This window comes from Thiospirochaeta perfilievii (genome assembly GCF_008329945.1).
Taxonomy (GTDB): Bacteria; Spirochaetota; Spirochaetia; order DSM-2461; family DSM-2461; genus Thiospirochaeta; species Thiospirochaeta perfilievii.
Window position 1 is genome coordinate 3083858 of record NZ_CP035807.1, and the last position, 22640, is coordinate 3106497.

A 22640-nucleotide genomic window follows, 5' to 3' on the forward strand; every position below is an offset into this window, starting at 1 on the left:
TGTTGTGTAGTAAGGATTTAATTGTGGTTGATAATTTCGAATCAATAAATACCGATATGCGAAATAAATTATTGTCATACATTTATGTAAGAAAATAATTAAAAATAATTAAAATCCTACATTTATGTTATTTTGTAGTATAAATCCAGTACTTTTATGTAAAACAGTCTAAATATCATACATAATTGTATGATATTTACTGTTGTTTGAAGGTTTTAGCCAAAATAGTGGGTATTTTGTAGATTATACTTTATAACCCGTGTCCCTATTTGTCTCTCGGTAATTCCAAGGTTCCGTGCCGCTGCAGCTCTATTACCTTTGGTGTTTTTTAAAGTCTCTATTAACATCTCTTTTTCTAAAGCTTCGACAGCTTCTTTTAGTGTTGATGTATTTCTTGTTCCACTAGAGTCTGCGGATTGAAGACTTGGGGGTAGGTGATAGCCATGAATTACACTATCAGAACTTAATAAAACAGCTCTTTCTATACTGTTTTCTAACTCTCTTACATTCCCTGGCCAATGATATGAGGTGAATAATTCTATTGCCCCTGATGATATACGTTTAACATTTTTATTGTTTTTTTTATTATACTTCTCTATAAAATGATCACAGAGGGCTATTATATCAGTTTTCCTCTCCCTAATAGGGGGAATTATTATAGGGAATACATTTAATCTATAAAATAGGTCTTCTCTAAATACTCCTTTAGTTATTTCCTCTTCAAGGTTTCTATTTGTAGCAGTGATTATTCTTACATCAACTTTTATTAAGTTTGAACCACCAACCCTCTCTATCTCCCTCTCTTGAAGAACACGTAGAAGTTTTACCTGGATCATAGGTGAAAGCTCCCCAATCTCATCAAGGAATATGGTTCCTCCATCTGCTAACTCAAAGCGTCCCTTTCTGCTATTAAGTGCTCCTGTAAAGGCGCCTTTTTCATGGCCAAAAAGTTCACTTTCAATTAAGTTCTCAGGTAGGGCTGCACAGTTTACTTTTATAAAAGGTTTTGAAGCTCTTAATGAGTTGTAGTGAATTGCATGGGCTACAAGCTCTTTTCCTGTTCCACTTTCACCTCTAATTAAAACTGTCGCTTCACTTTTTGATACTTGATTTATAAGTGTAAATACATCCTGCATAGCTTGGGATGATCCAATCATATTATCTGGTTTATAAGATGCTTGAAGTTGTTTCTGAAGCCTTTTATTCTCGTCTAACAGCCTTTGATTCTTCTCGATAATACTTTGACGCATATAAACATGTTTTGCAATCATAGAGCAGATAATTGATAGGAGTTTTAAATCTTCATCAATATCTTCTATGTTTACATAGACTTTATCCATACTAAATGCACCTATTGTTTCACTACCGTGAAGTACTGGTACACAGATGAAAGATACTCTACTATTGCCCCTAGCTCGCTTTTGTCTAGTTTTATCAAGAAACTCTGGAGATGCCTTAATATCTTTTACAACAATTGGATTTCCTGATTGAATAACCATTCCAGTAACACCTTCACCTGGTTTATATGTAGTCTTTTTTGTTGGTTCTCTGTTAAGTGCACCGACGTTTCAATGGATATTTCATTCGTTTCACGGTTTAGTAGGGCTAGGGTTCCATGTTTCATTCCTAATCTATCAGATAATCTTTCAAGTATAGGGCTAATTATTTCATGTAAATCTCGACTTTCATCTAGAGTTTGGCTAATTTCAAATAGTAGGGTCAGTTCTTCTATTTTTTGTCTATAATGCTGAGATTGAGTTGGCATACTAGTTATTATGTGATTTTGTGGGAATAATTTCAATATTAATGAATTAATAGGTTGAGCTTTGTGCATTTCACTATCCTTAAAAAAGCTAACCTCTCCTTAATTGGAGAGGTAGCGTAGTCTCTTTTTTTTACTATTTAACCAATAGCATCTTCACCAGTTTCACCACTTCGGATTCTGACTGTTTTTTCAATTGGCAATACAAATATTTTCCCATCTCCAATTTGACCAGTTCTAGCACCCCTGATAATTGCATCTATAGTTTTTTCTACAAAACTATCATTTACAGCTATCTCTATCCTCATTTTATCAAGTAGGTTAACCTCTGTCTCAACCCCTCTGTATGACTCGGTAAATCCCTTTTGTTGTCCACAACCCTTTGAATTGGTAATGGATATTTTATGTATGTCATCTTTAAACAACTCTTGTTTTACTTCGTTTAACATGTGTGGCTGAATATATGCAATAATTAATTTCATTTCTTACTCCTCTTTAGACATTATGGAAAATTTGGAATCCTGGATATGATTCTGAACCGTGTTCTGTCATATCAAGCCCTTTAAGCTCTTCTTCTTTTGAAGCTCTTAACCCTATGGTATATTTGATTCCAAGGAATAGTATACCTGCTGTGGCACATACCCAACCAAAAGCTGTTAATACTCCAACTGCTTGAGCTCCTAGTAACTTTAATCCTCCACCATAAAAGAATCCTAAAACACCGTCTTCTGGTCTATTTGCAAATAATCCAACAGCTAATGTTCCAAAAGCACCACATACTCCATGAACTGATATTGCACCTACAGGGTCATCAATGCGTAAAACTCTATCAAAAAAGTTTACAGAAAATACAACAATAATACCTGCTAATAATCCTATAATTATTGCACCTGCTGGTGTAACTAAATATGTTCCAGCTGTTATTCCAACTAAACCTGCTAATGCTCCATTTAGAGACATTGAAACATCTGGTTTACCCATGGATATCCACATAGTGAACATTGCTGCTATTGCACCTGCAGAAGCTGCTAATGTAGTTGTTACTGCAACGTGGGCAATAGATAAATCTGTTCCAGATAGTGTTGATCCTGCATTAAACCCAAACCAACCAAACCATAATATAAATACACCTAATGCTGCTAATGGAAGATTGTGACCAGGAATAGCTTTTACTTCAATCTTACCATCTTTTTTAATATACTTACCAAGTCTAGGTCCTAGGATAATTGCTCCCATTAAAGCAGCCCAACCACCTACAGAGTGAACTATTGTAGAACCAGCAAAGTCCTGGAATCCCATTTCATATAGAAATCCACCACCCCATGTAAAGCTACCAAAAACTGGGTAAATTATACCTGAAATAACTACAGAGTATACTAAATAAGCGTTGAACTTAGTTCTCTCTGCCATAGCACCTGATACAATTGTTGCTGCAGTTGCTGCAAATACTACTTGGAAAATCCAGTCTCTCATTACAGATGAGTCGTCAGTAGTTAAAAATGTATTAGAACTAAAGCCTCCATATGACTTCCCATACATTATTGCCCAACCTACAGCCCAGAAAATAAGTGCTCCACCTGCAAAATCCATAAGGTTTTTCATAATGATGTTTCCAGCATTTTTAGGTCTTGTTAGACCTATCTCTACCATTGCAAATCCTGCTTGCATAAAAAATACTAATGCGGCTGCTAATGTTAGCCAAATCATATCCATAGAAGATATTAGAAGTTCAATTGAACTAGCATCCTCCGCAAATGCTGAAGTTCCTATACCCAGCAACAAAAAAATTGGTAAAATAATTTTTTTCATAATTTTCCTCCGTAACATCTATAACAAAGCAACTGCCGTGCCAATTATTGTTAAATGGAGTTTTTTTATAGTTTATACTGTATCTAATCTGTTTCTGTATAAGGAATTATAAAAAATAATTAGTCTTGGATAATTTTTCTTTGGATAAAAAATTAAGTATTAGCCTTGAACCATGTGTTACGTTTATGTATGCCAGATATGTTGTTCTTACAAAAATGTAGCAATATTTACTTTTATTTATCTTTTAAGGTTCTATCTATTGTACTTATTGATTGATTTAAATATTTAATATGCAGTCTTCCTGTATTAACAATCTCTTTATAAAGATTTTCAGACAATTTTAAACCCTCTAGGGCTGTTCCTTGTTGGGATTCTGTAATTTCATTTATAAACGGTTCAATTATAAAGGAGAGAGTTTGACTATGACTGTAACTAGTTATCGTTTGATCTATAATAGTAAGTTCTTTAAGTAGTTGATTAACTTGTAGACTCTTTTTAAAGTTTTCTTCTATAACTAAACAGATATTATACGCCTTATCTGCTAATGTTATTACTTTTTCTAAGCTATGTTTAAACTGTATTGCTGAATCTAAAATCTGGGGAAGAAAGAAGTTCTTATCAATTTTATTTAGTTTATTAAGTAAGAAAGATTTTTCTTCGATTACTAAGGGGTAGTTTAGAAGTTCTTCTATATCTTTATACTCTATACCATCTATTTTACACCCATTAGGAGATAGACTAAAACTGTTATTACTATTCTGAAGTTTAATTTTTTCTGTAAACCAATCAATATAAATTCCCATTCTTTTATCTGAAAGAATTAAATCCCCGTTGTTTGATAGTACTTTTGTTGGATAACCCCTATATATATAGTTAAATGACTGGGTCTCTATTGAGTTTATTCTATTAGAGTTTAGTAACATGTTATTTTCAAAATAGCTGTTTTTATAGTGGGTAATATTTCCTGGATACCCAAGGTCTTGGCCTATAAAAAAGATTTTAGATAGACCTAACTTATTGGCAAAATCCCATATATTTGTACTTACAGAACCCCCTGATGCAATTTTGGGGAATGGGGAGCGTACTTTTTCAAAGTACTTTCCTAGTGGAAAGGTTGATTGAGTAAAATAGACACGCTCTTTAAACTCTCTTAATGCTGAGGGTTGTATTGATGAATCTGCTATTAGGATAGTTTTGTCTGTTTTTGCCCCCTCTAGGTGTTTTGCATTCCAAAATTGAGAATCAATACTCATTACAAAGTCTGGCTCTATCCCTTCAGCTAAAAGAGATTTTAAAGCTGTATCAACAGCTAGTAATAAAAACCTATCCTTTAATACTTTAAGGTAAGGTATTATTAGCTCCATACTAGGTCCCGCTGAGATTATTATTCCTGGAATATTACTGAATTTACCAAAAATGCTATCAATATTTGATTTGTATCCCATTAGAGGTAAGTTTCTACTCTGATTTTTAACCCACAGTTTCCCGAACTTTAATAGGGTATTTCTATTTATTCTTAATCTTTTAAGATATAGTCTTATTATACTCTCTACAGGCTCAAAAAGATCCTCAAAGCCCCTTGTTCTGTTTTTTAATGGAACATACTTAATGGTCTTTATGTATCTTGGTATTAGGTAATCCTTAATAGACTCTGGTGTTTGTCCTACTAAGACTTTCACCCTGTTATTGTTAAATAGTATTGAGAAATCCCTAACTTTTAGTGCTTCCATAAAAAGATTCATATTAGGCTCATAGATTATAATTATAGCATCTTTATGTATCTCTGATATCTCCTGAGCTAGATAGCCTAAACCAAAGCCGCCTAGTATAATCAAATTTGATTTTTGAACTTCCTTAGCAAGTTTTTTTGCCTCATTTTGGGGACTATATTTTGAATGGATATATAGACCATTATATCTACAGGTTAGATCTTTAGATTTAGTTTCTACTATCTCCATTAATGGATTATCTAGATACTTGTAGTCCCTTAAATTAGGGTATCTATCTATGAGTAATTTAATATTATTTTCTATCATTTAAATTCAAGTGTTACAACTGTCTCCGGTGTTATCTCTGTTCCAGGTTGTGGACTCTGTTTTATCACATTACCACTACCTTCTATAGTAAATTTAATCTCTTTTTATCCAATGCAGATAATACCACCCGTTTGGAAAGACCAATAAAGTTAGGGATTGTTTTCCCAATTCTTATCTCCTGGCTTGATAAATTTATATTAGATTCTACCTTATAAATAGGGGATGAGTCTGTAGGTATATTTAAATAGTTTGTAAAATCATCCACAAGGTTTTTAATTACAGGTACAGCAAGCTTACTTCCGTATATGGATCTACCCTTTGGATTCTCTATAACAACATACATAATAACCTCAGGTTTCTCTGTTGGAAATATTGCCAAGGCAGATGCGATAAATCTATCATCATAATAGGTTCCTGTATCCAGGTTTGTAATTTGAGATGTCCCTGTTTTTGTAGAGATATTTAAACCATCAATTTTAGTTAATCGCCCTGTTCCCCGCTCTGTTGTAGCCTTCATCATCTCTAGAACTGATTTAGCAACCTCTGGTGTAATTACCTCTCTAACAGGTTCTCTTTCATAAACTTTTTTAATAACCCCTTCCTGGGTTGATATTTTTTTTACTATATGTGGTTTTAAAAGAACACCACTATTTGTTAGTGCTGTAGCTGCTGTAACAACCTGAATTGCAGAAACACTTATCTCCTGTCCCATGGATATTGTAGGTTTACTTCTAACAGACCAGGTTGATGGATCTCTTAAAATACCATTACTCTCCCCATTAAAAGTTATACCTGTTTGGTTTCCAAAACCAAATTTTTTTAACATTGAATATAACTCTAACTGGGATACTGTTTCAGATGCTTGGGCTGTTCCATCATTACAGGAGTGAACTAAAATATCTTCAGGGGTTACCCATCCGTGGTTACCTAGGCAATTGATAGTTACACTGTCTTCTTCGTTTACATAGAGTCCGTCACAAAAGAACTCACTCTGAGTTGTTATTCCATCTAATTCTAAAAATGATGCTATAGAGAATACTTTGTATACTGAACCTGGTTCATAGGACTGTTGTGCAATTCTATTTGTCCTCTCACTTTGGGTATATAGGTTAAAATTATTAGGATCATATGTTGGGTATGAAACATAACTTAATATTTCACCGTTTTTTGCATCCATAGCTATAACAGATACTGAGTCGGCAAAGTTAGTTTCATAGGCCTCTTTTGCAGCAATTGCAGTAAAATATTGGAGGTTTAGATCTATTGTTAAGTGAACGTTATGTCCGTACTCCTGTTTATTTGTTGAAACTATCTGTTTTGGTGATAGGGGGCCATTTAGGGTGTATTCTATTCCATCTAAACCAATATTGTCATATCCTACATAGCCTGTTATATGGGATGTTAGTTCTCCTTCTGGGTAGGACCTACCAAACTCTCTCTCAATTCTAATACCTTTTAGCTTTTGAGCATCCAGCAGTTCTTCTATTTTTCCCGCTGCATCCTCAGATATCTGCCTTTTTATATAAAAATAGCTACTCTGTCTCTCCTTTGTTAGGTGATCGTATATTATTTTTTCATCAATATTCAGTATAGGAGCTAATAGTAATGCACTCTCTTTTTCATCTTTAAGCTCTGTAACCCAACCAGCTAGGGAGGGTACCTCCTTTTGAAATGCGAGTATACGTCCATTTCTATCAACAATATTTCCTCTTGCTATTCTAGGAATCTCAGGAGGACTTGGGCTTTTCCCTAAAACCATAACACTAATGAAATTTATCAAAACTATAATAGATGTGCTTAAAGCTATTATTTTTATTATATCTATTCTTTTTAAAGATGGTTTCTTCAAATAATTCTCCTAATTGTAGATATTATATTAATATTTCTATCCCGTCTTGTCGATACTATTTTCTAGAGGAATATATGGTAATATCTTTAGAATCTCAAAATGTAAAAATGAAGCGTTATGTTTCATACTCAAATAAAAGATTGATTAATTTAAAATTTAAAAACATAAAAATTGGTGCACCAGAATTTAGAGTACCTGAAATTCATATAGGTATAAACATGTATCCATATTTTATTGGACTAATAATGTTTTTACTTATTTTTCCAGTCTCTTCAAGGTTTTTTATTCCCAAGCCTAGTACTTATATTGATATTGACTCCGTTATATTACCTGAAAACAGTGCTGATGTTGAATCGAAAAAACTAATTGATAAGTATGGGATTGTAAGTAATGATGACTATTTTTTTGATGTAACTACTTTTAAAGGTGAGACTCTCTCTGCTTTATCGGTGAAATATGGTGTCTCAATTGACACTATTCTTCAATATAATAATATTACTGATATAAAAAAGTTTTCAGAATATAAAAAAATAGTAATACCTAAATACAGTGGTTTTAATCATAAGGTTCAATCGATTGATAGTCTTAATCGTTTAAGTGTTAAGTATAGTGTGCCTGTTGAGGATATTTTTAGGGTAAATAGTCTAACATCTGAGAGTTTATCAGGGTTAGAGTGGATTTTTATTCCTAGTGTTGATCCAACTAGTTGGGGTTTTAAGAGCAATATAAGTAGATTTTTTATATATCCACTAAAAGGCAGTATTTCTAAAAGATATGGGTATTTTACAAACACTATTACAGGAATTACTTCTCTTTATGAGGGAATAGATTTTACTAGTAATTATACAGATATGGTATATGCTAGTAAGGGCGGTTATATTTCAAGAATTGGATATAGTAGTAGTTATGGACACTATATATATATAGATCATACAGGTGGGTTTAGAACCCTATATGCACATTTAGATAAAATCAATGTAGAACTCCACTCCGAGGTAGCCCAAGGGGAACCTATAGGCGTATTAGGAAATAGTGGTTTTACCAATTCTAAAAAGCTGTTTTTCTCTATTTTTTATAGGGATAAAAGTGTAGACCCAGAAATATATTTAAGGTGAGGATAAAAATGAAAAAAATTGTTTATGTAATTATAGCTGCAATGGCTTTAGTATTTTTAGTTAACCTATCTGCTTTTAATAAAAATAGTACTATAAAGATGGAGTCAAGTAGTGGTGTTTTTGAAATAAACCCTCTTTATTAATCTCTTTTACTCTAATTTTTTTCATATTTTTTTTATATCTCAAATCCTTTGTTTTAATGGTAAGACACATTTTTGTAAGCCTCTAATCTTGTATTAATTTTCTCTTTGTCAATAAAGACAAATTATCACTAAAAAAACTAATATGACACAACTTAATAAATTGTCATAATAAAAAAAATAGTGTATAGTTTTATCATAGTAATTGAAAATAGGAGCAATAAATGCGAGGAAAACCCGTAATATTTTCTGAGAAGTGTAAAGGTTGCGAACTTTGTATATATGCATGTCCTAAGGATATCTTAGTTATGTCTGAGGATACAAATAAGAAGGGTGTAAACTACTCTATATGTATAGATGAAGCAAAATGTATCGCTTGTAAGATGTGTGCAATAACATGCCCAGATAATGTTATTGAAATTGTAAAATTCAAATAGGAAGAGTTATAATGTCAAAAAAAATATTAATGAAGGGGAATGAGGCTGCAGCAGAAGCTGCGATAATAGCTGGATGTAGATACTACTTTGGTTATCCAATAACACCTCAAAATGAGATTCCCGAATATATGTCAAAAAGATTACCAGAGGTTGGTGGTACATTTATACAGGCTGAGAGTGAAACAGCTGCTATAAATATGGTTTTTGGTGCATCAGCATCAGGAGCAAGAAGTATGACAAGTTCATCGTCCCCTGGTATAAGTTTAAAGCAAGAGGGAATATCCTATCTTGCTGCTGCCCAGTTACCCTGTGTTGTCATTGATATAACAAGAGGTGGTCCTGGTCTAGGTAATATTGCAGGAAGTCAAGGTGACTACTTTCAGGCTACAAGGGGTGGTGGTCATGGAGACTATAGGGTTATTGTTTTAGCACCTGCAAACTGTCAAGAGTTAGCAGACTTAACGCTAAAAGCCTTTGATTTAGCAGATGAGTACAGAATGGTTGTTATGATTTTAGCCGATGGTTTTCTTGGACAGATGTCCGAGCCTGTAGTTCTACCTGAGCCTACAAATAAGGTTTTTAATAAGGACTGGGCAGTTGGAATTGGTAAAAAAAATAAGGTAGCTTCATTAATTTTATCCCCTGAAGATGGTTTAACTAAACATAACTATGTCTTAAAAGAAATTTATGACAGAGTTGAAGAGGATGTAAGACTATACGAAGAGTATAAGTTAGATGATGCAGAGTATATGTTATGCGCCTATGGTTCATCGGCAAGAATATGTAAACAGGCTGTAGAAGAGTTAAGATCTAAGGGTGTAAAGGTTGGTTATTTTAGACCAATTTCCCTATGGCCATTTCCATATAAAGAGCTTAAGGCTTTAAGTGTAGGTAAAAAGAAAATATTAACTGTTGAGATGAGTCTTGGCCAAATGATAGAGGATGTTAAGTTGGCAGTAGAGGGATCAATACCTGTAGATTTTTATGGTATCCCTGGAGGAATGATTCCTACCCCAGAAGCGATTGAAGAGAGGGTTTTAAGTTATGAGTAGTGAAGAGATAATATACCAAAAAGCTACAAGTATGAGCCAGGGGGAGACTCACTACTGTCCTGGATGTACTCATGGTACGGTTCATAAGTTAATAGCTGAGTGTTTAGACGAGATTAATATGGTAGATGATGCCATTGTAATAGCTCCTGTTGGTTGTGCTGTTTTAATATATGATTATTTTCAAATTGATGGTGTAGAGGCTGCCCATGGTAGAGCACCTGCTGTAGCAACTGGGGTAAAAAGAGTTCACCCGGATAAAATGGTTATCTCCTACCAAGGAGATGGTGATTTATTGGCTATTGGAATGGCTGAAACTATCCATGCCGCTAATAGAGGGGAGAATATTACTGTAATTTTTGTTAATAATGCAATTTATGGAATGACTGGTGGACAAATGGCTCCTACAACTATGGTTGGTCAAAAAACTACAACTACTCCTAGCGGTAGGCAACCAGATGATGTAGGACTTCCTATAAGAGCCTGTGAACTTCTAAATACACTAGAAAGACCTGTATATATTGAGAGGGTTAGTTGTCATAACTCTCCAAATATTTTAAAGGCAAAAAAGGCGATTAAAAAAGCATTGTTGAATCAGAAAGAGGGGAAGGGATACTCTTTTGTAGAAGTCTTAGCTACTTGTCCTACAAATTGGGGACTATCTCCTAAAAAATCATATGATTGGTTAGAAGAGACAATGATTCCTTATTATCCCCTAGGCAATTTTAGGGATAAGGAGGTTTAATTGTGTTAAAAGAAAAAATTATATTTGCAGGTTTTGGTGGCCAGGGAGTAATCTCTGCAGGGAAGTTGCTGTGTATAGCGTCAATGCGTGAGGGGAAAGAGGTTTCCCATATCCCTTCCTATGGAGCGGAGATGAGAGGGGGAACAGCAAACTGCGCCGTAGTAGTTTCTGATGAGTCTATCCCATCTGCTATTGTTCATAAACCTACAATTTGCATTGTTTTAAATGAGCCATCCCTAGATAAATTTGAACCTTTTATTGAGGAGGGTGGAGTTCTAATCTACAACTCATCTATAATAAATCGAAAGCCGATTAGAGAAGATATTAAGGTTTATGCTGTTCCATGTAATGAATTATCAGAGAAAAATGGTTCAATTAGAGCTGCAAATATGGCTGCTCTTGGTGCTCTTTTAAAGATAAAGCCAGAGCTAGCATCATTAGATAGTATGAAAGATGCCCTAGTAGAGGGTATATCTGAGCGAAATCATAAGCATAATCCAACAAATATTAAGGTTATGGAAGAAGCTTACAATTTTGTAGGTTAAATAAAATGGTAGGGATTAATCCATATCCCTACCAATTCTTTGATAAAAGAGTTGTTCAAAATTGCTGTTTTTTTGCCCTAAACTATATATCATTTTTTGTGATGCAGCGTGTACCGAAAGGTCTAATGCTGATAGAGCACCTGCCTCTTTCGCTGCAAATCCTGTTTCATACTGCTCGATTATTGTAGAACCCTTAACACAGGATGTAACTATTACAACTTTTACTCCAGATGATGTTAGTTTTTTAATAGATCCTAGAAGTTGTTTTTGTATATTCCCTGTACCGTAACCAATTAAAATAATACCTTTAATATCAACTCTATCCTCACACCACTCTAAGGGGTTTAAGCTACTTCCAGATAGTTGATTTATTACAACAACCCTATCTTCGAAGTTGGTAAAAAATTTAGGACTACCTTCATATCGTTTAATTCTATTTTCATTTAATCTTATATTTACACCTAAGTTTCCTATAAATGGTGCCCTGGGGCTATTGAAAGCGTTAAAACCCTCTACGTTCTCTTTCAGAGATCGATTACCTCTAAGTATCCTATCTCCAAAGCAGATTACGACCTCTCCAATATCGTCTGTGGCAGCTTTAACAGAGTAAAATAGGTTATTAGTACCATCGGGACCCGGGGCAAACATTGGTAGCTGGGCTCCAGTTAATACTATTGGTTTTCCCAAGTCTTGTATCATATAGTTTAGTGCACAGGCTGTATCTGGCATTGTGTCTGTTCCATGGGTTATTACAAAACCATCAAACTCTCTATAGGAACTCTCTATCTCCTTAACTATTTTTACTCTAATATCCTGGGTCATATTTGTACTATCAATTCTTTCGATTAATTTATACTTAATTTCAGCAATCTCTTTTAACCTAGGAACTATCTTAACTATATCTGCTACTCCTGGCTTAAGGGTTCCATTGTCACCCTTCTCTTGACTGATTGTCCCACCAGTGTCGATAATTAATATTTTTTTCATGTCATAAAATTATCATATAAAGTAAAATAAAAAAATAAGTTGGAGGATTGTATGAAAAGAATTTTTTACTTTATAATATTAAATATTTATATAAGCTCTCTTTTTTCAAGTGATTATAAAGTTCTAGATATAGCATTACAAAAAATTGATTATGATGAAAATAAATTTAGATACCAGACAAAAATGAGTATTTTAGGGGATAAACCCTCATATACTATCTATAGTTTTAATCCTGTTAAAACTCCTAAAGTTGAGTTATTGGAGATTGATGGAAGAAAGCCAGATAAGAGTGATATAAATAAATTCTTAAAAAATATGAATAGGGATGACTCTAGGGGTATAAATACTCTTTTAGGAAAGAAGTATACTTTTATTGAAGAGAAAAACGGTTTATCAAAATACACCTACATAACAGAAGAGAGCTTAATACCAAAAAAAGAGTCGAAAATGTTAGGTGAAGTTTTAGTAGATTTAAATAGTGAATCAATAAAAAAGATTACACTATACACTAAAAAAGAGATTGATATAACTGTGGGTGTAAAGTTACAAGAGTTTTTAATGGTATTTGTTTTTGAAGATTATGATGATGAATTTACTATTGTTAAGGAGTTAAACATGAGTATGAAGGGTAAAGCCTTTTTTAAGGAGTTCTCCCAATCTACTAAAAGTAGCTTATATGCTTATGAAATAATTAATTAGATGATAAAGGATAGAATATCAGTTAGAGACTTAGCCGAATTTAATAACAAAGATGGTAGTTTAGGCGGTAATATTTTAAATAGTTCAAGAGCCCAAATAGGGACTCTAGAGCACAAAAGGGTTCAAGACTCTAGGGGAGAAGGTTATTTAAAGGAGTACTCCCTTAAAACTTCTGTAGAAAAATTTGGAATAATGTTGGAAATATACGGCCGGGCCGATGGTATATATAGTTTAGATGATCCTATAGTTATTGAGGAGATAAAAACAACAAAAGTTGATAAAATTTCAGCCCCCCATCTCTCCCAGGTGAAGTTATATGCCTACCTATACCTTATTGAGAGTAGTCTAAAAGGTGTTCACTATCCAGGAATATCAATAAAGCTTCTATATATAAATATAATAAATAGAGAAGAGAGAATTATAAAAGAGTATTTAACAAGGGAAGAGCTAACTATATTTTTTGAAACACAAATAGACCCATACTTTCTCTACCTAAAGGGATTAAAGAGTTGGAAGGATTTAAGGGATACCTCTTTAAAAGAGTTGGTATTTCCATTTAATAACTTTAGAGAGGGGCAACGGGATTTGTCAGTAAATATCTTTAGAGCTATAAGGGATTCAAAGACTCTTTTTTCCATAGCTCCAACGGGAACAGGTAAGTCTATGGCATCGATCTTTCCCGCATTAAAAGCTATGGGAGAGGGGGTTGTTGAGAAAATTTTCTATTTAACTGCAAAAACAGTGGGGCGTATAACAGCTAGGGATACTATTAATATTCTCAGGGAAGGTGGGGCAAATATTAGAAGCATTGTAATTACTGCTAAGGAGAAGATCTGTATAAATAAGGAGTTTAACTGCTCCCCTGATAGTTGCCCCTATGCCCTTGATTATTATAAAAAGTTGTTTCTAGTAATAAATGAGATATTAGGTATTAGAGACTTTTATGAGGAGAACCTTAAGGATTTAGGGGAACAATACTCCCTATGCCCCTTTGAGTTATCCCTTGATCTCTCGAATTATTGTGATATTGTAATTTGTGACTATAACTATGTTTTTGATTTAAGAGTCTACCTTAAACGATATTTTGAAACAAAAAATAAGGGTTTTACACTTCTTGTAGATGAAGCCCATAATCTTCCTGATCGTTTAAGAAGCTCCTATTCTTGTAAACTAGATAGGGAGTTAATACCTCCTGTATTAGATATTTTATCTCCTATCTGTAAAAAAACTATGAACTCCTTAGAGGCGATAAATAGTATTATGTTAGACGCTATTAAAAGTAATAGTGGTGAATACACACTCTTTGAAGAGGTGCCTACTGATCTGATAAAAGCATTAAAAAAGTCCTGTTTAAATATAGAGGGTAATATTTTAGATTTAGATTTTAAGGGAAAAAACCTTGTTATTGACTGGTATTTTAATACTCTTTTTTTTATTAAACTAAGTGAGTTATATACAGAGGGACACTGTTTTGTACAGGTTAACCGTGGAGGTTTAGGGGTTACTTTAGAAATTTTATGTAATGATCCTTCTATACTGTTTTCTAAAATGTTACAAAAATGTAATAGCCATATATTTTTTTCCGCAACACTTACACCGATAAACTACTTTGTATCCCTACTTATTAGGGATATTGATTATGAAATAGTGGAGATCCCATCTCCATTTCCTATTGATAATTTAAAACTAATAATCAGACCTGATATAAAAACAACATATAAAGAGAGAAGCAGATATTATAGTGAAGTTGCTAATATTATTACAAAAGTCAGAAAGAGTGTTAGTGGGAATTATATGGTTTTTTTCCCCTCATATAAGTATATGGATGAAGTTGCTAAACTAATAGAGTGTGATGTATTAATCCAAAAACCTAGAATGAGTGAGATCCAAAGAGCTGAGTATTTAAATGAGTTTGAAAATAAAAAGAGTATCTTATCCTTTGCTATTACAGGTGGCGTATTCTCAGAAGGAATCGATTTAGTTGGTGATAAACTTATAGGTGTTATAGTTGTTGGTGTTGGACTTCCTCAAATATCCATAAAAAATAACATACTAAAAGATAGATATAACTATCAATTTGCCTATACTTATCCTGGGTTTAATAAAGTTCAACAAGCTATAGGTAGACTTATTAGGCATGAGGATGATAGAGGGGTTGCTATATTAATAGATGAAAGATTTAATACGTCACAATATAGGAGCCTATACCCAAATGAGTGGAGTAATTCAGTTGTATTAACAAATGATGATGATACTATTATGACCATTAAAAAGTTTTGGGAATAATTTTAACTATAGAAGGTTATAAATTTCTTTTAAATTTGGGTTTTATAGAATAAAATAACTACCATGGGTTTAGAATCTGAAACAACTATGTTACACGCTATATCACTTCTAGGTAAGGCAAAGGCGATGAAAAGAACCTCTAAACCTTTGGCTCTTATTGAGTTAATTAAGGGTGTCTCCCTAATGAATAAGTCAATAAAAATGGAACCCAATAATATTGAGAACAGGAAATATAGACTCCGACATCTTTTAGGTGTTACTATGCACTCTCCAAAGAGCTTTATTAAGGAAGTTGAAGATGATTTGAGTTTTTTCCAAGAACAGATAGGCTCTTTAACTTTAGAGGATAGGGCTTATTATCTCTCAGCATTAGGGGAGTATGAGTTTTTTAGGGGTAATAAAGAGAGGGGTATAGAGGTTTTAACAGATGTTATTAATAACTACCCAGACTCTACTATATATGAGTATTCGAAACTCTACCTTGAATCTATTATAGATAAATAACAGTTTATTTTTACATTTGTTGTGAATTTAAACACATTAAGTTTAAGTAAATAACATTCAATAGGATTGAATCATATTCCACATTATGCAATAATAAAATAAAAGATAATTTTATACCCATTGGGTAAAATTGTATAATAATTCAATTAATTTTAAGGAGTTTATTAAATGGGAAAAATCAGAGTTGGTTTTAACGGAATGGGAAGAATTGGTAAAAACGTAATGCGTGTTATCACTTCTACTCTAAGCGATCAAATCGAAATTGTTGCAGGTAATGATTTAGTTTCAGCTGCAGACATTGCAAACAGTCTTCCAAAAGATTCTATTCACGGAAGATTTCCAGTAGATGTTAAACTAATTAGTGATAATGTAATCAAAATTGGTGATAACGAAGTTACTGTATATGCTGAGAAAGATGCTAATAACATCCCTTGGGCAAAACACAATGTTGATATCGTATTTGAGTGTACTGGTTTCTACTTAAGCCAAGAAAAATCTCAAGCACACATTAACGCTGGTGCAAAAAAAGTTATTATCTCTGCTCCTTGTAAAGATGATACAAAAACAGTTGTTATTGGTGTAAACCATGAGACTTTAACAGGTTCAGAAACTATTGTTTCTAATGCTAGTTGTACAACTAACTGTTTAGCTCCAATGACACACGCTATTGATATGACTTACAAAGTAATCAGTGGTCTTATCTGTACTACACATGCTGCTACAGCTACACAAAACGTTGCTGATACATTCGGTGGTGGTAAAAACAGAGCTACATTAAATAACATTATTCCTGCAAGTACTGGTGCTGCTATTGCTGTAGGAAAAGTTTTACCACACTTAAATGGTAAATTAAACGGTACAGCATTAAGAGTTCCAACTGATACTGGTTCTGTTGTTGAGGCTGTTTACGTAATCGAAGGTACTAAATCTGCTGACGAAGTAAAAGCTGCGATTGCTGCAAACGTTGAAAAAATCAATGCATCTACTCCTTTAGGTTTAGTTGCTACATATGGTGATTTCTACGAGTGTTCACGAGACTGTGTTGGTGAACCATATACATCTATGATTACTGACAACATTCAAGTTGTTGCTGCTGGTGAAAATACATTAGTTAAAGTTACTTCTTTCTACGATAACGAAATGGGTTACTCTAACAAAATGGCTGAATTAGCTTTAATCATGACTAAATAATTTAATTATTAAGTTAATAAAGCCTCTGTTTAAAACAGAGGCTTTTTTTTGTCCTAATTATTAATCCCATCATATAGACTATAAGTCAAAAAAGATCTATTCTTTATTGGTAGTTATTACTAATAAGGAGTAACAATGAGAATAAGTCAAGCAAAGGTTGCTATTAAACAGTTATATAAAACAAAGAGTGTTACTGCTCTAATTAGTGAACGGGGTGTAGGTAAAACTTCAGCATATAAACAGTGTGCTAAAGAGCTTGGTATTGGTTATATTGACCTTTATGCTGCAGCTCTTGAAGGGCCAGACTTTATGGGGTTACCTAGTAAAAATCAGAGCATAGGTATAACAGAGTATTTAGCTCCAAGATTTTTACCTACAGTAGAAGCGATAAAAAATGGTTTATATCCAGATTCTGGAATATTGGTTTTAGAAGAGATAAATAGGGTCCCTTCAGATACAGTCTCTGTTTTATATCCACTACTTCTAGATAGAAAGATAAATGGTCACACCCTTGGAGAAAACTGGAGAATTGGTGTTACAATGAATCCGGATAACATGAACTACTTAGTAAATACCCTTGATGATGCTATGTTAGATAGATTTATTACCATATCTATTGAACCAAACATTGATGACTATATTGAATACTCTCTTAGTAGACCCCACAATAAATCTGTTTTAGAGTATTTAAAAGATTATCCTGAAATGTTAATGATAATAAATAAAAACTCTTCAGAGCTTAGTAAGTCTCCTACTCCAAGGGGGTGGAGTTTAGTTCAGGAAGTTCTAAACAGTTGTGATTTTGATGATACTATTAAAGAAGAGGTTATAGCTGGGATTATAGGTGTTAATACGTCTGTTGCCTTTTGGGCTTACTTAAATAGTTACAAGGATTATATACCAAAACCAGGAGAGATTCTTAATAATTATTCTAATATTAGAGGTCGTGTATTAGAATTATTAAGTAATAATAGTGTAGAGGATAGTATAAACTTAATAAACTCAATAATTTCAAACCTTGAAAACAGTTTGGGAAGTTATAGTGAGTTAAATCAATTTTTAAATGATCTACCTAAGGAACTTCTTACATACTTTTATAAAGAGTTAACAGTTAAAAAGCCTAAACTTCTTGAAAATATATCTGATCAACTTGAGAGTTTTGAAAAAGCGACAGACGATCTAATTGACCTAATAGTTGGATAGAAAGGTGGGTAATATACAAGATACAATTTATAAATTACTGGTAAAATACCCTTTTTATGGCTACCTACTATCTAAAATAGGGGTTAAAAAGAGTTCTAGGGTTAAAAACCTTAAAACTGTCTACAATAAAGGGTTTTATCTTCTATATAATGAGGTGTGGTTTTTAGAACTATCAGAGAGTAGAAGAATAGGAGCCATTCAACATGAGTTGTTACATATAGTACTTCATCATAGAACTAGGATAGGAAACCGTTCTAAAGCCCTATGGTCCATATCCTGTGATATAGCTGTTAATCAATTTATTAAACCAGAGAACCTCTTAGATGGTGCATTAACCTTAGACATAATAAATGAACTACTAAATGTTGAATACGATGAGTTTGAAACAAGTGAATACTATTATGATAGATTAAAAGAGTATGAAAATAGTCTAATTTTTGAGTCTATAGATAATGAGTATAAGTTGAAAAATGAAAGCAACATTTTTGTAGGGGATATTCTAGAGGAGAGTAACTTCTCTAGTTTTGGTGAGAGTGTATTAAAAGAGAGTATTAGTGATAGCCTAGAGTATTCTGAGGGGGATTCAACACTTAATAGCTATTTATCAAAAAATATTGAGGATACAAACAGTATAACAACCTTGGACTGGAGAGTTGTATTAAAAAGATTTTTATCAAAACAGGGTAAAATTAATATAAAGCGATCTTATAAAAGGGTTTCTAGGCGATTTGACTACTCTCCAGGGAAGTTAAGATCAAGTGGTGTAAAGGCTCTCTTAGCCTTAGATGAGTCCGGATCCATGGATGACTTGGTTGTAGATAAGTATTTAACAGAGTTGAAGTATATAAATAAAATAACCGGTGTTGATATAAAAGTTACTCGTTTTGATTCCGAGTGCTCAGCTCCCCAGGGGTTAAATGAGTATATTAAAGATGGGGGGAGGATAAAAAAAGGGGCTACAGACTTTAGACCAATATTTAAATTAGCAGATAACTTAAAGTCAGACCAAGTAATTATTTTTACAGATGGAGATGGAATATATCCAGAAAGTGTAAAACAACGCGTTTTGTGGGTATTAACAAAAATGGACTTAACAGGTCAAATATAGGGCAAAATGTATATTTTGAGACATAGGTAGATTATGGATGAGTATTATGAACTAATTGGTGGTTATTTAGAGTTTGATAAAAAAGCTTTTCTTTTAGATATTGTCTCTCCTAAAAGTGAAATTAGAAGATTAATTACCAGTGGGGATCGGGGATTTAAACCTCCTAAGATAGTAAAAAAAGAGAGTTCTGTTAAGGTATTATTCGATGACTCAACTGATATCGATCTGGATAAAAACTATAAAGAATACTTTACTAGGTTGAAAGAAAAATATAAGAAAAAAATGCAGGGAAGGCTTATTGTTAGGGTATCCTGCTACGCCACATTTTTTTCAAATGTTGATTTTAATAGGGATGAGAAGGCCTTTTTTTATTAGGATCTCTCCTCTTCTAGTTTTTTAGATATAGCATCTTTAACTGCGTTAGTTATATCCTTTGTCTTCTCATAATTTTCTGGAAATATTGGGTCTAAAACAAATATCTTCATATTGACTCTTTTATTCCAAACAAATCCTTCACTTGGCATCGAGTTATCGTTACCAACCATACATATAGGTAGTATAGGTCTATTTGTAGTTTTAGATAGAAGGGATGCTCCATCTTTAAACCGAAGTAGTTGCCCATCCTTACTTCTAGTACCCTCAGGGAAAATTGCAATAGACATATTATTATTTAGATGTTTTTCACTGGTTCTCATCATCTTAAACTGACTTTTAGGATCCTTTCTATTTAATAGTATATAGGAGGACATACCCATAATCCATCCAATGAAAGGGATATAAACAAGCTCTTTTTTTGATACATATTTAAATTGTAACGGCTTTAAATATGTTAACATTACAATGTCAGATAAGGATTGATGGTTAGATGCTATTACGTAGTTTTTTTTATAATCAATTTTATCTAATCCATAGGCCTTTGTATTCCAGTATGGATTTAGTGCCATAACCATCTGTCCTACAAAACAGCTTATTCTGTGGTTAATCCTTCGTTGTCTGTCAAAGGGCGTCGATATAATCCATATAATAAATGCAATTGGAGTAGTTAGGGTAAATAGTATTAACTGGGATAAATAGTAGTATATAGTTAATAGAAAGTGAAAAATAATCATTAAATATCCTTTTTTTGTATAATAAATTTCTGTTTATTTTCCTGTTTTTATTGAACTAATGTCAATATTTTTCATAAAAAAAGATGGAAACAAATACATAAATCATTTAATTAAATGGTGTTTTTAATATTTTTCATTTTTTATCATATTGTAATAGTTAATTGATATAGGATATTTCCTTAGAACTAAAATACCAATTATAAGTAGAAAAACTGGAATTGGTCCACAAAGGAAGGCTATTCCATCAAGGGTATTTTTACTCTGTAAAACTATCTGTTTTGATCCATTAACAGGTGGTATAAATCCAACAATATCTAGGGTTAAACCTATTACTAACCCAGCTAAAGCTTGACCTAGTTTTAATAAAAAGTTCCATATACTGTAATAGACACCCTCCCGTCTTATACCACTTCTTATATAATCTAACTCAATAATATCTGGAATAATAGCATTTGGCATAATGTAGTGGGTTGAGAAGCCTATTCCAGAAAAGGAGATGATTATAACAGAGGTGTATGGGCTAGAATATGGGGATAAAAAGTATATTAGGATCAGTCCTATTGAGAATATAGACATTCCTAGAATGTAACTTGGCCCTTTATCTATTCTTTTAGCGATAATAACCCATAGTGGTAGGGATAATAGTGATACTATTATTAGTCCAAATAGAGAGAGTTCAAATAAGCCTTCTTTATTGTATATATATTTGAAATAGTATAAAAATGATGTCTGTATAACAGTTACTGCTGTAACAAATAGTACCCATGGTATAAGGGCAAAAATAAACTCTTTATTAATAAGGGCTTCTTTAAATGAGAGGAATACACTCTTTTGCTTTTTTTTAGCAATCTTACTCTCCTCTACTGTAAAAACCGTAATCCATGAACTTATTAACATTATCAGGCCTAATATTACAGCCATGTAAGTCCACCCTCTATTATCTGTACCAAAATACTCTGCAATAGGTCTCCCAAGCACTGCTAATAGAGTACCTATTATAGCAAAAAACATTCTTAATCCAGTTAGTTTTGTTGTTTCATTATAATCATCTGTTAGTTCAGGCTGCAACGAGGAGTAGGGAATATTTACCAGGGTAAAAGATGTGTTTAGTAGGGAGAACATAATAGTATATACTATAAATGTTGTAACTTTAGAGCTGAATTTAGGTAGAGAGAATGTAATTACTAAAAGAGTAAAAAGTAACAGTGCTCCCCAAAAAATAAATGGTCTTCTTCTTCCAAATTTACTTTTACATCTATCCGATAGGGAGCTAACAATAGGATCACTAATAGCATCCCAAATCTTTCCTATCATCATTGCAGTTCCAGCTAATGCACCTGATAAACCCAGTTCATCAGTTAAATAGAACAAAAATATAAAACCCACAAGGGAGAAGTATAGATTACCCCCAATATCTCCTATGGCAAATCCAAAGGATGTTTTTAAACTAAGCTTTTTCATAGTAACTCCTAAGTTGAAGCATCGTATCTTTAAAAGCTCTCTTAGTTGAGAAATAGTAGAGTTTAGACTCATAATTTTGAATATTTTTATCCTTTATTAGGCTAAGAATGTTAAAAAAATCATTATCATAGGCTAATTCAAGAAGAATTGGATCAAGTATCTGTTTATTACTATTTTCAAAATCAGCTAACTTTCCAGGACAAGACTCTGTAGGTTTTGTATAGATATATTTAGACTCTTTTGAGTCATTATCGTAAATTTTACTGTGTGGAGCCAATATGCAAACTAGGGGCTTTGTATAAGGATGAAGGGAGCAAAAACCTCTAATGTTCATCTTCTCATCCACATCATTAATTAAAAAAGGGCAAAACTTATATGGGTACTTTTTAAATACCATTCTAGGGAATAACATACTGTTTTGCCCTTTAGCTATGGATACAATCCTATTATCAAATAGGGTTTTTGTAGATGTATACCCTCTATGTTTTGCTATTTTATATAGATCGTATAAGTTTAAAAATATCTCCATATCCCCAGAACAACAATCTCCGCAACATTTACACTGAAACTCTTTCATAAAAGGGATATTATTATATTGTTACATT

General features: G+C 32.9%; 24 protein-coding genes. 13 read left to right on the forward strand and 11 right to left on the reverse strand.

What is annotated here, in order from left to right:
• Positions 1-215: 215 nt before the first annotated feature.
• The 7 genes from EW093_RS14325 to EW093_RS14350 all read right to left on the reverse strand — a co-directional run bounded on the left by EW093_RS14325 (position 216) and on the right by EW093_RS14350 (position 7456).
• Positions 216-1499 (reverse strand): sigma-54 interaction domain-containing protein, encoded by a 1284-nt coding sequence (locus EW093_RS14325; RefSeq protein WP_342781917.1) that lies wholly within the window; start codon positions 1497-1499, stop codon positions 216-218.
• Positions 1466-1765: a hypothetical protein gene (locus tag EW093_RS17975; protein ID WP_342781918.1), complete on the reverse strand. Its 300-nt coding sequence runs from the start codon at positions 1763-1765 to the stop codon at positions 1466-1468. The genes EW093_RS14325 and EW093_RS17975 overlap by 34 nt, the downstream gene beginning before the upstream one ends.
• 137 nt (positions 1766-1902) lie before the next feature.
• On the reverse strand, positions 1903-2244 hold the full coding sequence (locus EW093_RS14330; protein ID WP_149569061.1) for a P-II family nitrogen regulator: 342 nt from the start codon (positions 2242-2244) through the stop codon (positions 1903-1905).
• A 13-nt stretch (positions 2245-2257) separates the two neighbouring features.
• Positions 2258-3571 carry an ammonium transporter gene (locus EW093_RS14335; RefSeq protein ID WP_149569062.1) on the reverse strand — a complete coding sequence of 438 codons (1314 nt, stop codon included), beginning with the start codon at positions 3569-3571 and terminating at the stop codon, positions 2258-2260.
• Between the two features lie 233 nt (positions 3572-3804).
• Complete coding sequence (locus EW093_RS14340; RefSeq protein ID WP_187759725.1) at positions 3805-5529, reverse strand: motility associated factor glycosyltransferase family protein; 1725 nt, start codon at positions 5527-5529, stop codon at positions 3805-3807.
• Positions 5530-5603: 74 nt separating this feature from the next.
• Positions 5604-5675 carry a PASTA domain-containing protein gene (locus EW093_RS18145; protein ID WP_425473406.1) on the reverse strand — a complete coding sequence of 24 codons (72 nt, stop codon included), beginning with the start codon at positions 5673-5675 and terminating at the stop codon, positions 5604-5606.
• 14 nt (positions 5676-5689) lie between these two features.
• Entirely contained in the window at positions 5690-7456 is a 1767-nt protein-coding gene (locus EW093_RS14350; protein WP_149569064.1) for a peptidoglycan D,D-transpeptidase FtsI family protein, read from the reverse strand.
• 74 nt (positions 7457-7530) lie between these two features.
• Between EW093_RS14350 and EW093_RS14355 the strand changes: the two genes are divergently transcribed.
• From EW093_RS14355 to EW093_RS14375, 6 genes are all read left to right on the forward strand, one after another.
• Positions 7531-8571, forward strand: coding sequence for a M23 family metallopeptidase (locus EW093_RS14355; RefSeq protein ID WP_187759726.1), 1041 nt, complete (start codon positions 7531-7533; stop codon positions 8569-8571).
• Positions 8572-8579: 8 nt separating this feature from the next.
• A complete protein-coding gene (locus EW093_RS17875) occupies positions 8580-8714 on the forward strand; it encodes a hypothetical protein (protein ID WP_281283440.1) in 135 nt (44 codons plus the stop codon).
• 221 nt (positions 8715-8935) lie between these two features.
• Positions 8936-9148, forward strand: a complete 213-nt coding sequence (locus EW093_RS14360) for a 4Fe-4S dicluster domain-containing protein (RefSeq protein ID WP_149569066.1) — start codon at positions 8936-8938, stop codon at positions 9146-9148.
• Between the two features lie 11 nt (positions 9149-9159).
• Positions 9160-10200 (forward strand): 3-methyl-2-oxobutanoate dehydrogenase subunit VorB, encoded by a 1041-nt coding sequence (gene vorB, locus EW093_RS14365; protein ID WP_149569067.1) that lies wholly within the window; start codon positions 9160-9162, stop codon positions 10198-10200.
• Positions 10193-10942: a thiamine pyrophosphate-dependent enzyme gene (locus tag EW093_RS14370; RefSeq protein ID WP_149569068.1), complete on the forward strand. Its 750-nt coding sequence runs from the start codon at positions 10193-10195 to the stop codon at positions 10940-10942. The genes vorB and EW093_RS14370 overlap by 8 nt, the downstream gene beginning before the upstream one ends.
• A gap of 2 nt (positions 10943-10944) precedes the next feature.
• Entirely contained in the window at positions 10945-11487 is a 543-nt protein-coding gene (locus EW093_RS14375; protein WP_149569069.1) for a 2-oxoacid:ferredoxin oxidoreductase subunit gamma family protein, read from the forward strand.
• A 15-nt stretch (positions 11488-11502) separates the two neighbouring features.
• On the opposite strand, the gene EW093_RS14380 is transcribed toward EW093_RS14375, so the two are convergent.
• A complete protein-coding gene (locus EW093_RS14380; protein ID WP_149569070.1) occupies positions 11503-12474 on the reverse strand; it encodes an asparaginase in 972 nt (323 codons plus the stop codon).
• 51 nt (positions 12475-12525) lie between these two features.
• Between EW093_RS14380 and EW093_RS14385 the strand changes: the two genes are divergently transcribed.
• From EW093_RS14385 to EW093_RS14415, 7 genes are all read left to right on the forward strand, one after another.
• Positions 12526-13173: a hypothetical protein gene (locus tag EW093_RS14385; RefSeq protein WP_149569071.1), complete on the forward strand. Its 648-nt coding sequence runs from the start codon at positions 12526-12528 to the stop codon at positions 13171-13173.
• Positions 13174-15459 carry a helicase C-terminal domain-containing protein gene (locus tag EW093_RS14390; RefSeq protein ID WP_149569072.1) on the forward strand — a complete coding sequence of 762 codons (2286 nt, stop codon included), beginning with the start codon at positions 13174-13176 and terminating at the stop codon, positions 15457-15459.
• A gap of 63 nt (positions 15460-15522) precedes the next feature.
• The gene (locus EW093_RS14395; RefSeq protein ID WP_149569073.1) at positions 15523-15963 is read left to right on the forward strand and encodes a tetratricopeptide repeat protein; all 441 of its coding nucleotides are present in this window, start codon (positions 15523-15525) and stop codon (positions 15961-15963) included.
• 168 nt (positions 15964-16131) lie between these two features.
• Positions 16132-17154 (forward strand): type I glyceraldehyde-3-phosphate dehydrogenase, encoded by a 1023-nt coding sequence (locus tag EW093_RS14400; protein WP_149569074.1) that lies wholly within the window; start codon positions 16132-16134, stop codon positions 17152-17154.
• A gap of 135 nt (positions 17155-17289) precedes the next feature.
• The gene (locus EW093_RS14405) at positions 17290-18357 is read left to right on the forward strand and encodes an AAA family ATPase (protein WP_149569075.1); all 1068 of its coding nucleotides are present in this window, start codon (positions 17290-17292) and stop codon (positions 18355-18357) included.
• A gap of 4 nt (positions 18358-18361) precedes the next feature.
• Positions 18362-19465 carry a vWA domain-containing protein gene (locus EW093_RS14410; protein WP_187759727.1) on the forward strand — a complete coding sequence of 368 codons (1104 nt, stop codon included), beginning with the start codon at positions 18362-18364 and terminating at the stop codon, positions 19463-19465.
• Between the two features lie 33 nt (positions 19466-19498).
• Complete coding sequence (locus EW093_RS14415) at positions 19499-19840, forward strand: hypothetical protein (protein ID WP_149569077.1); 342 nt, start codon at positions 19499-19501, stop codon at positions 19838-19840.
• On the opposite strand, the gene EW093_RS14420 is transcribed toward EW093_RS14415, so the two are convergent.
• The 3 genes from EW093_RS14420 to EW093_RS14430 all read right to left on the reverse strand — a co-directional run bounded on the left by EW093_RS14420 (position 19837) and on the right by EW093_RS14430 (position 22612).
• Positions 19837-20574, reverse strand: coding sequence for a lysophospholipid acyltransferase family protein (locus EW093_RS14420; RefSeq protein ID WP_149569078.1), 738 nt, complete (start codon positions 20572-20574; stop codon positions 19837-19839). The genes EW093_RS14415 and EW093_RS14420 overlap by 4 nt on opposite strands.
• Positions 20575-20697: 123 nt before the next feature.
• Positions 20698-22035, reverse strand: coding sequence for an MFS transporter (locus tag EW093_RS14425; protein ID WP_187759728.1), 1338 nt, complete (start codon positions 22033-22035; stop codon positions 20698-20700).
• Positions 22022-22612, reverse strand: coding sequence for a YkgJ family cysteine cluster protein (locus EW093_RS14430; RefSeq protein WP_149569080.1), 591 nt, complete (start codon positions 22610-22612; stop codon positions 22022-22024). The genes EW093_RS14425 and EW093_RS14430 overlap by 14 nt, the downstream gene beginning before the upstream one ends.
• Positions 22613-22640: the final 28 nt, after the last annotated feature.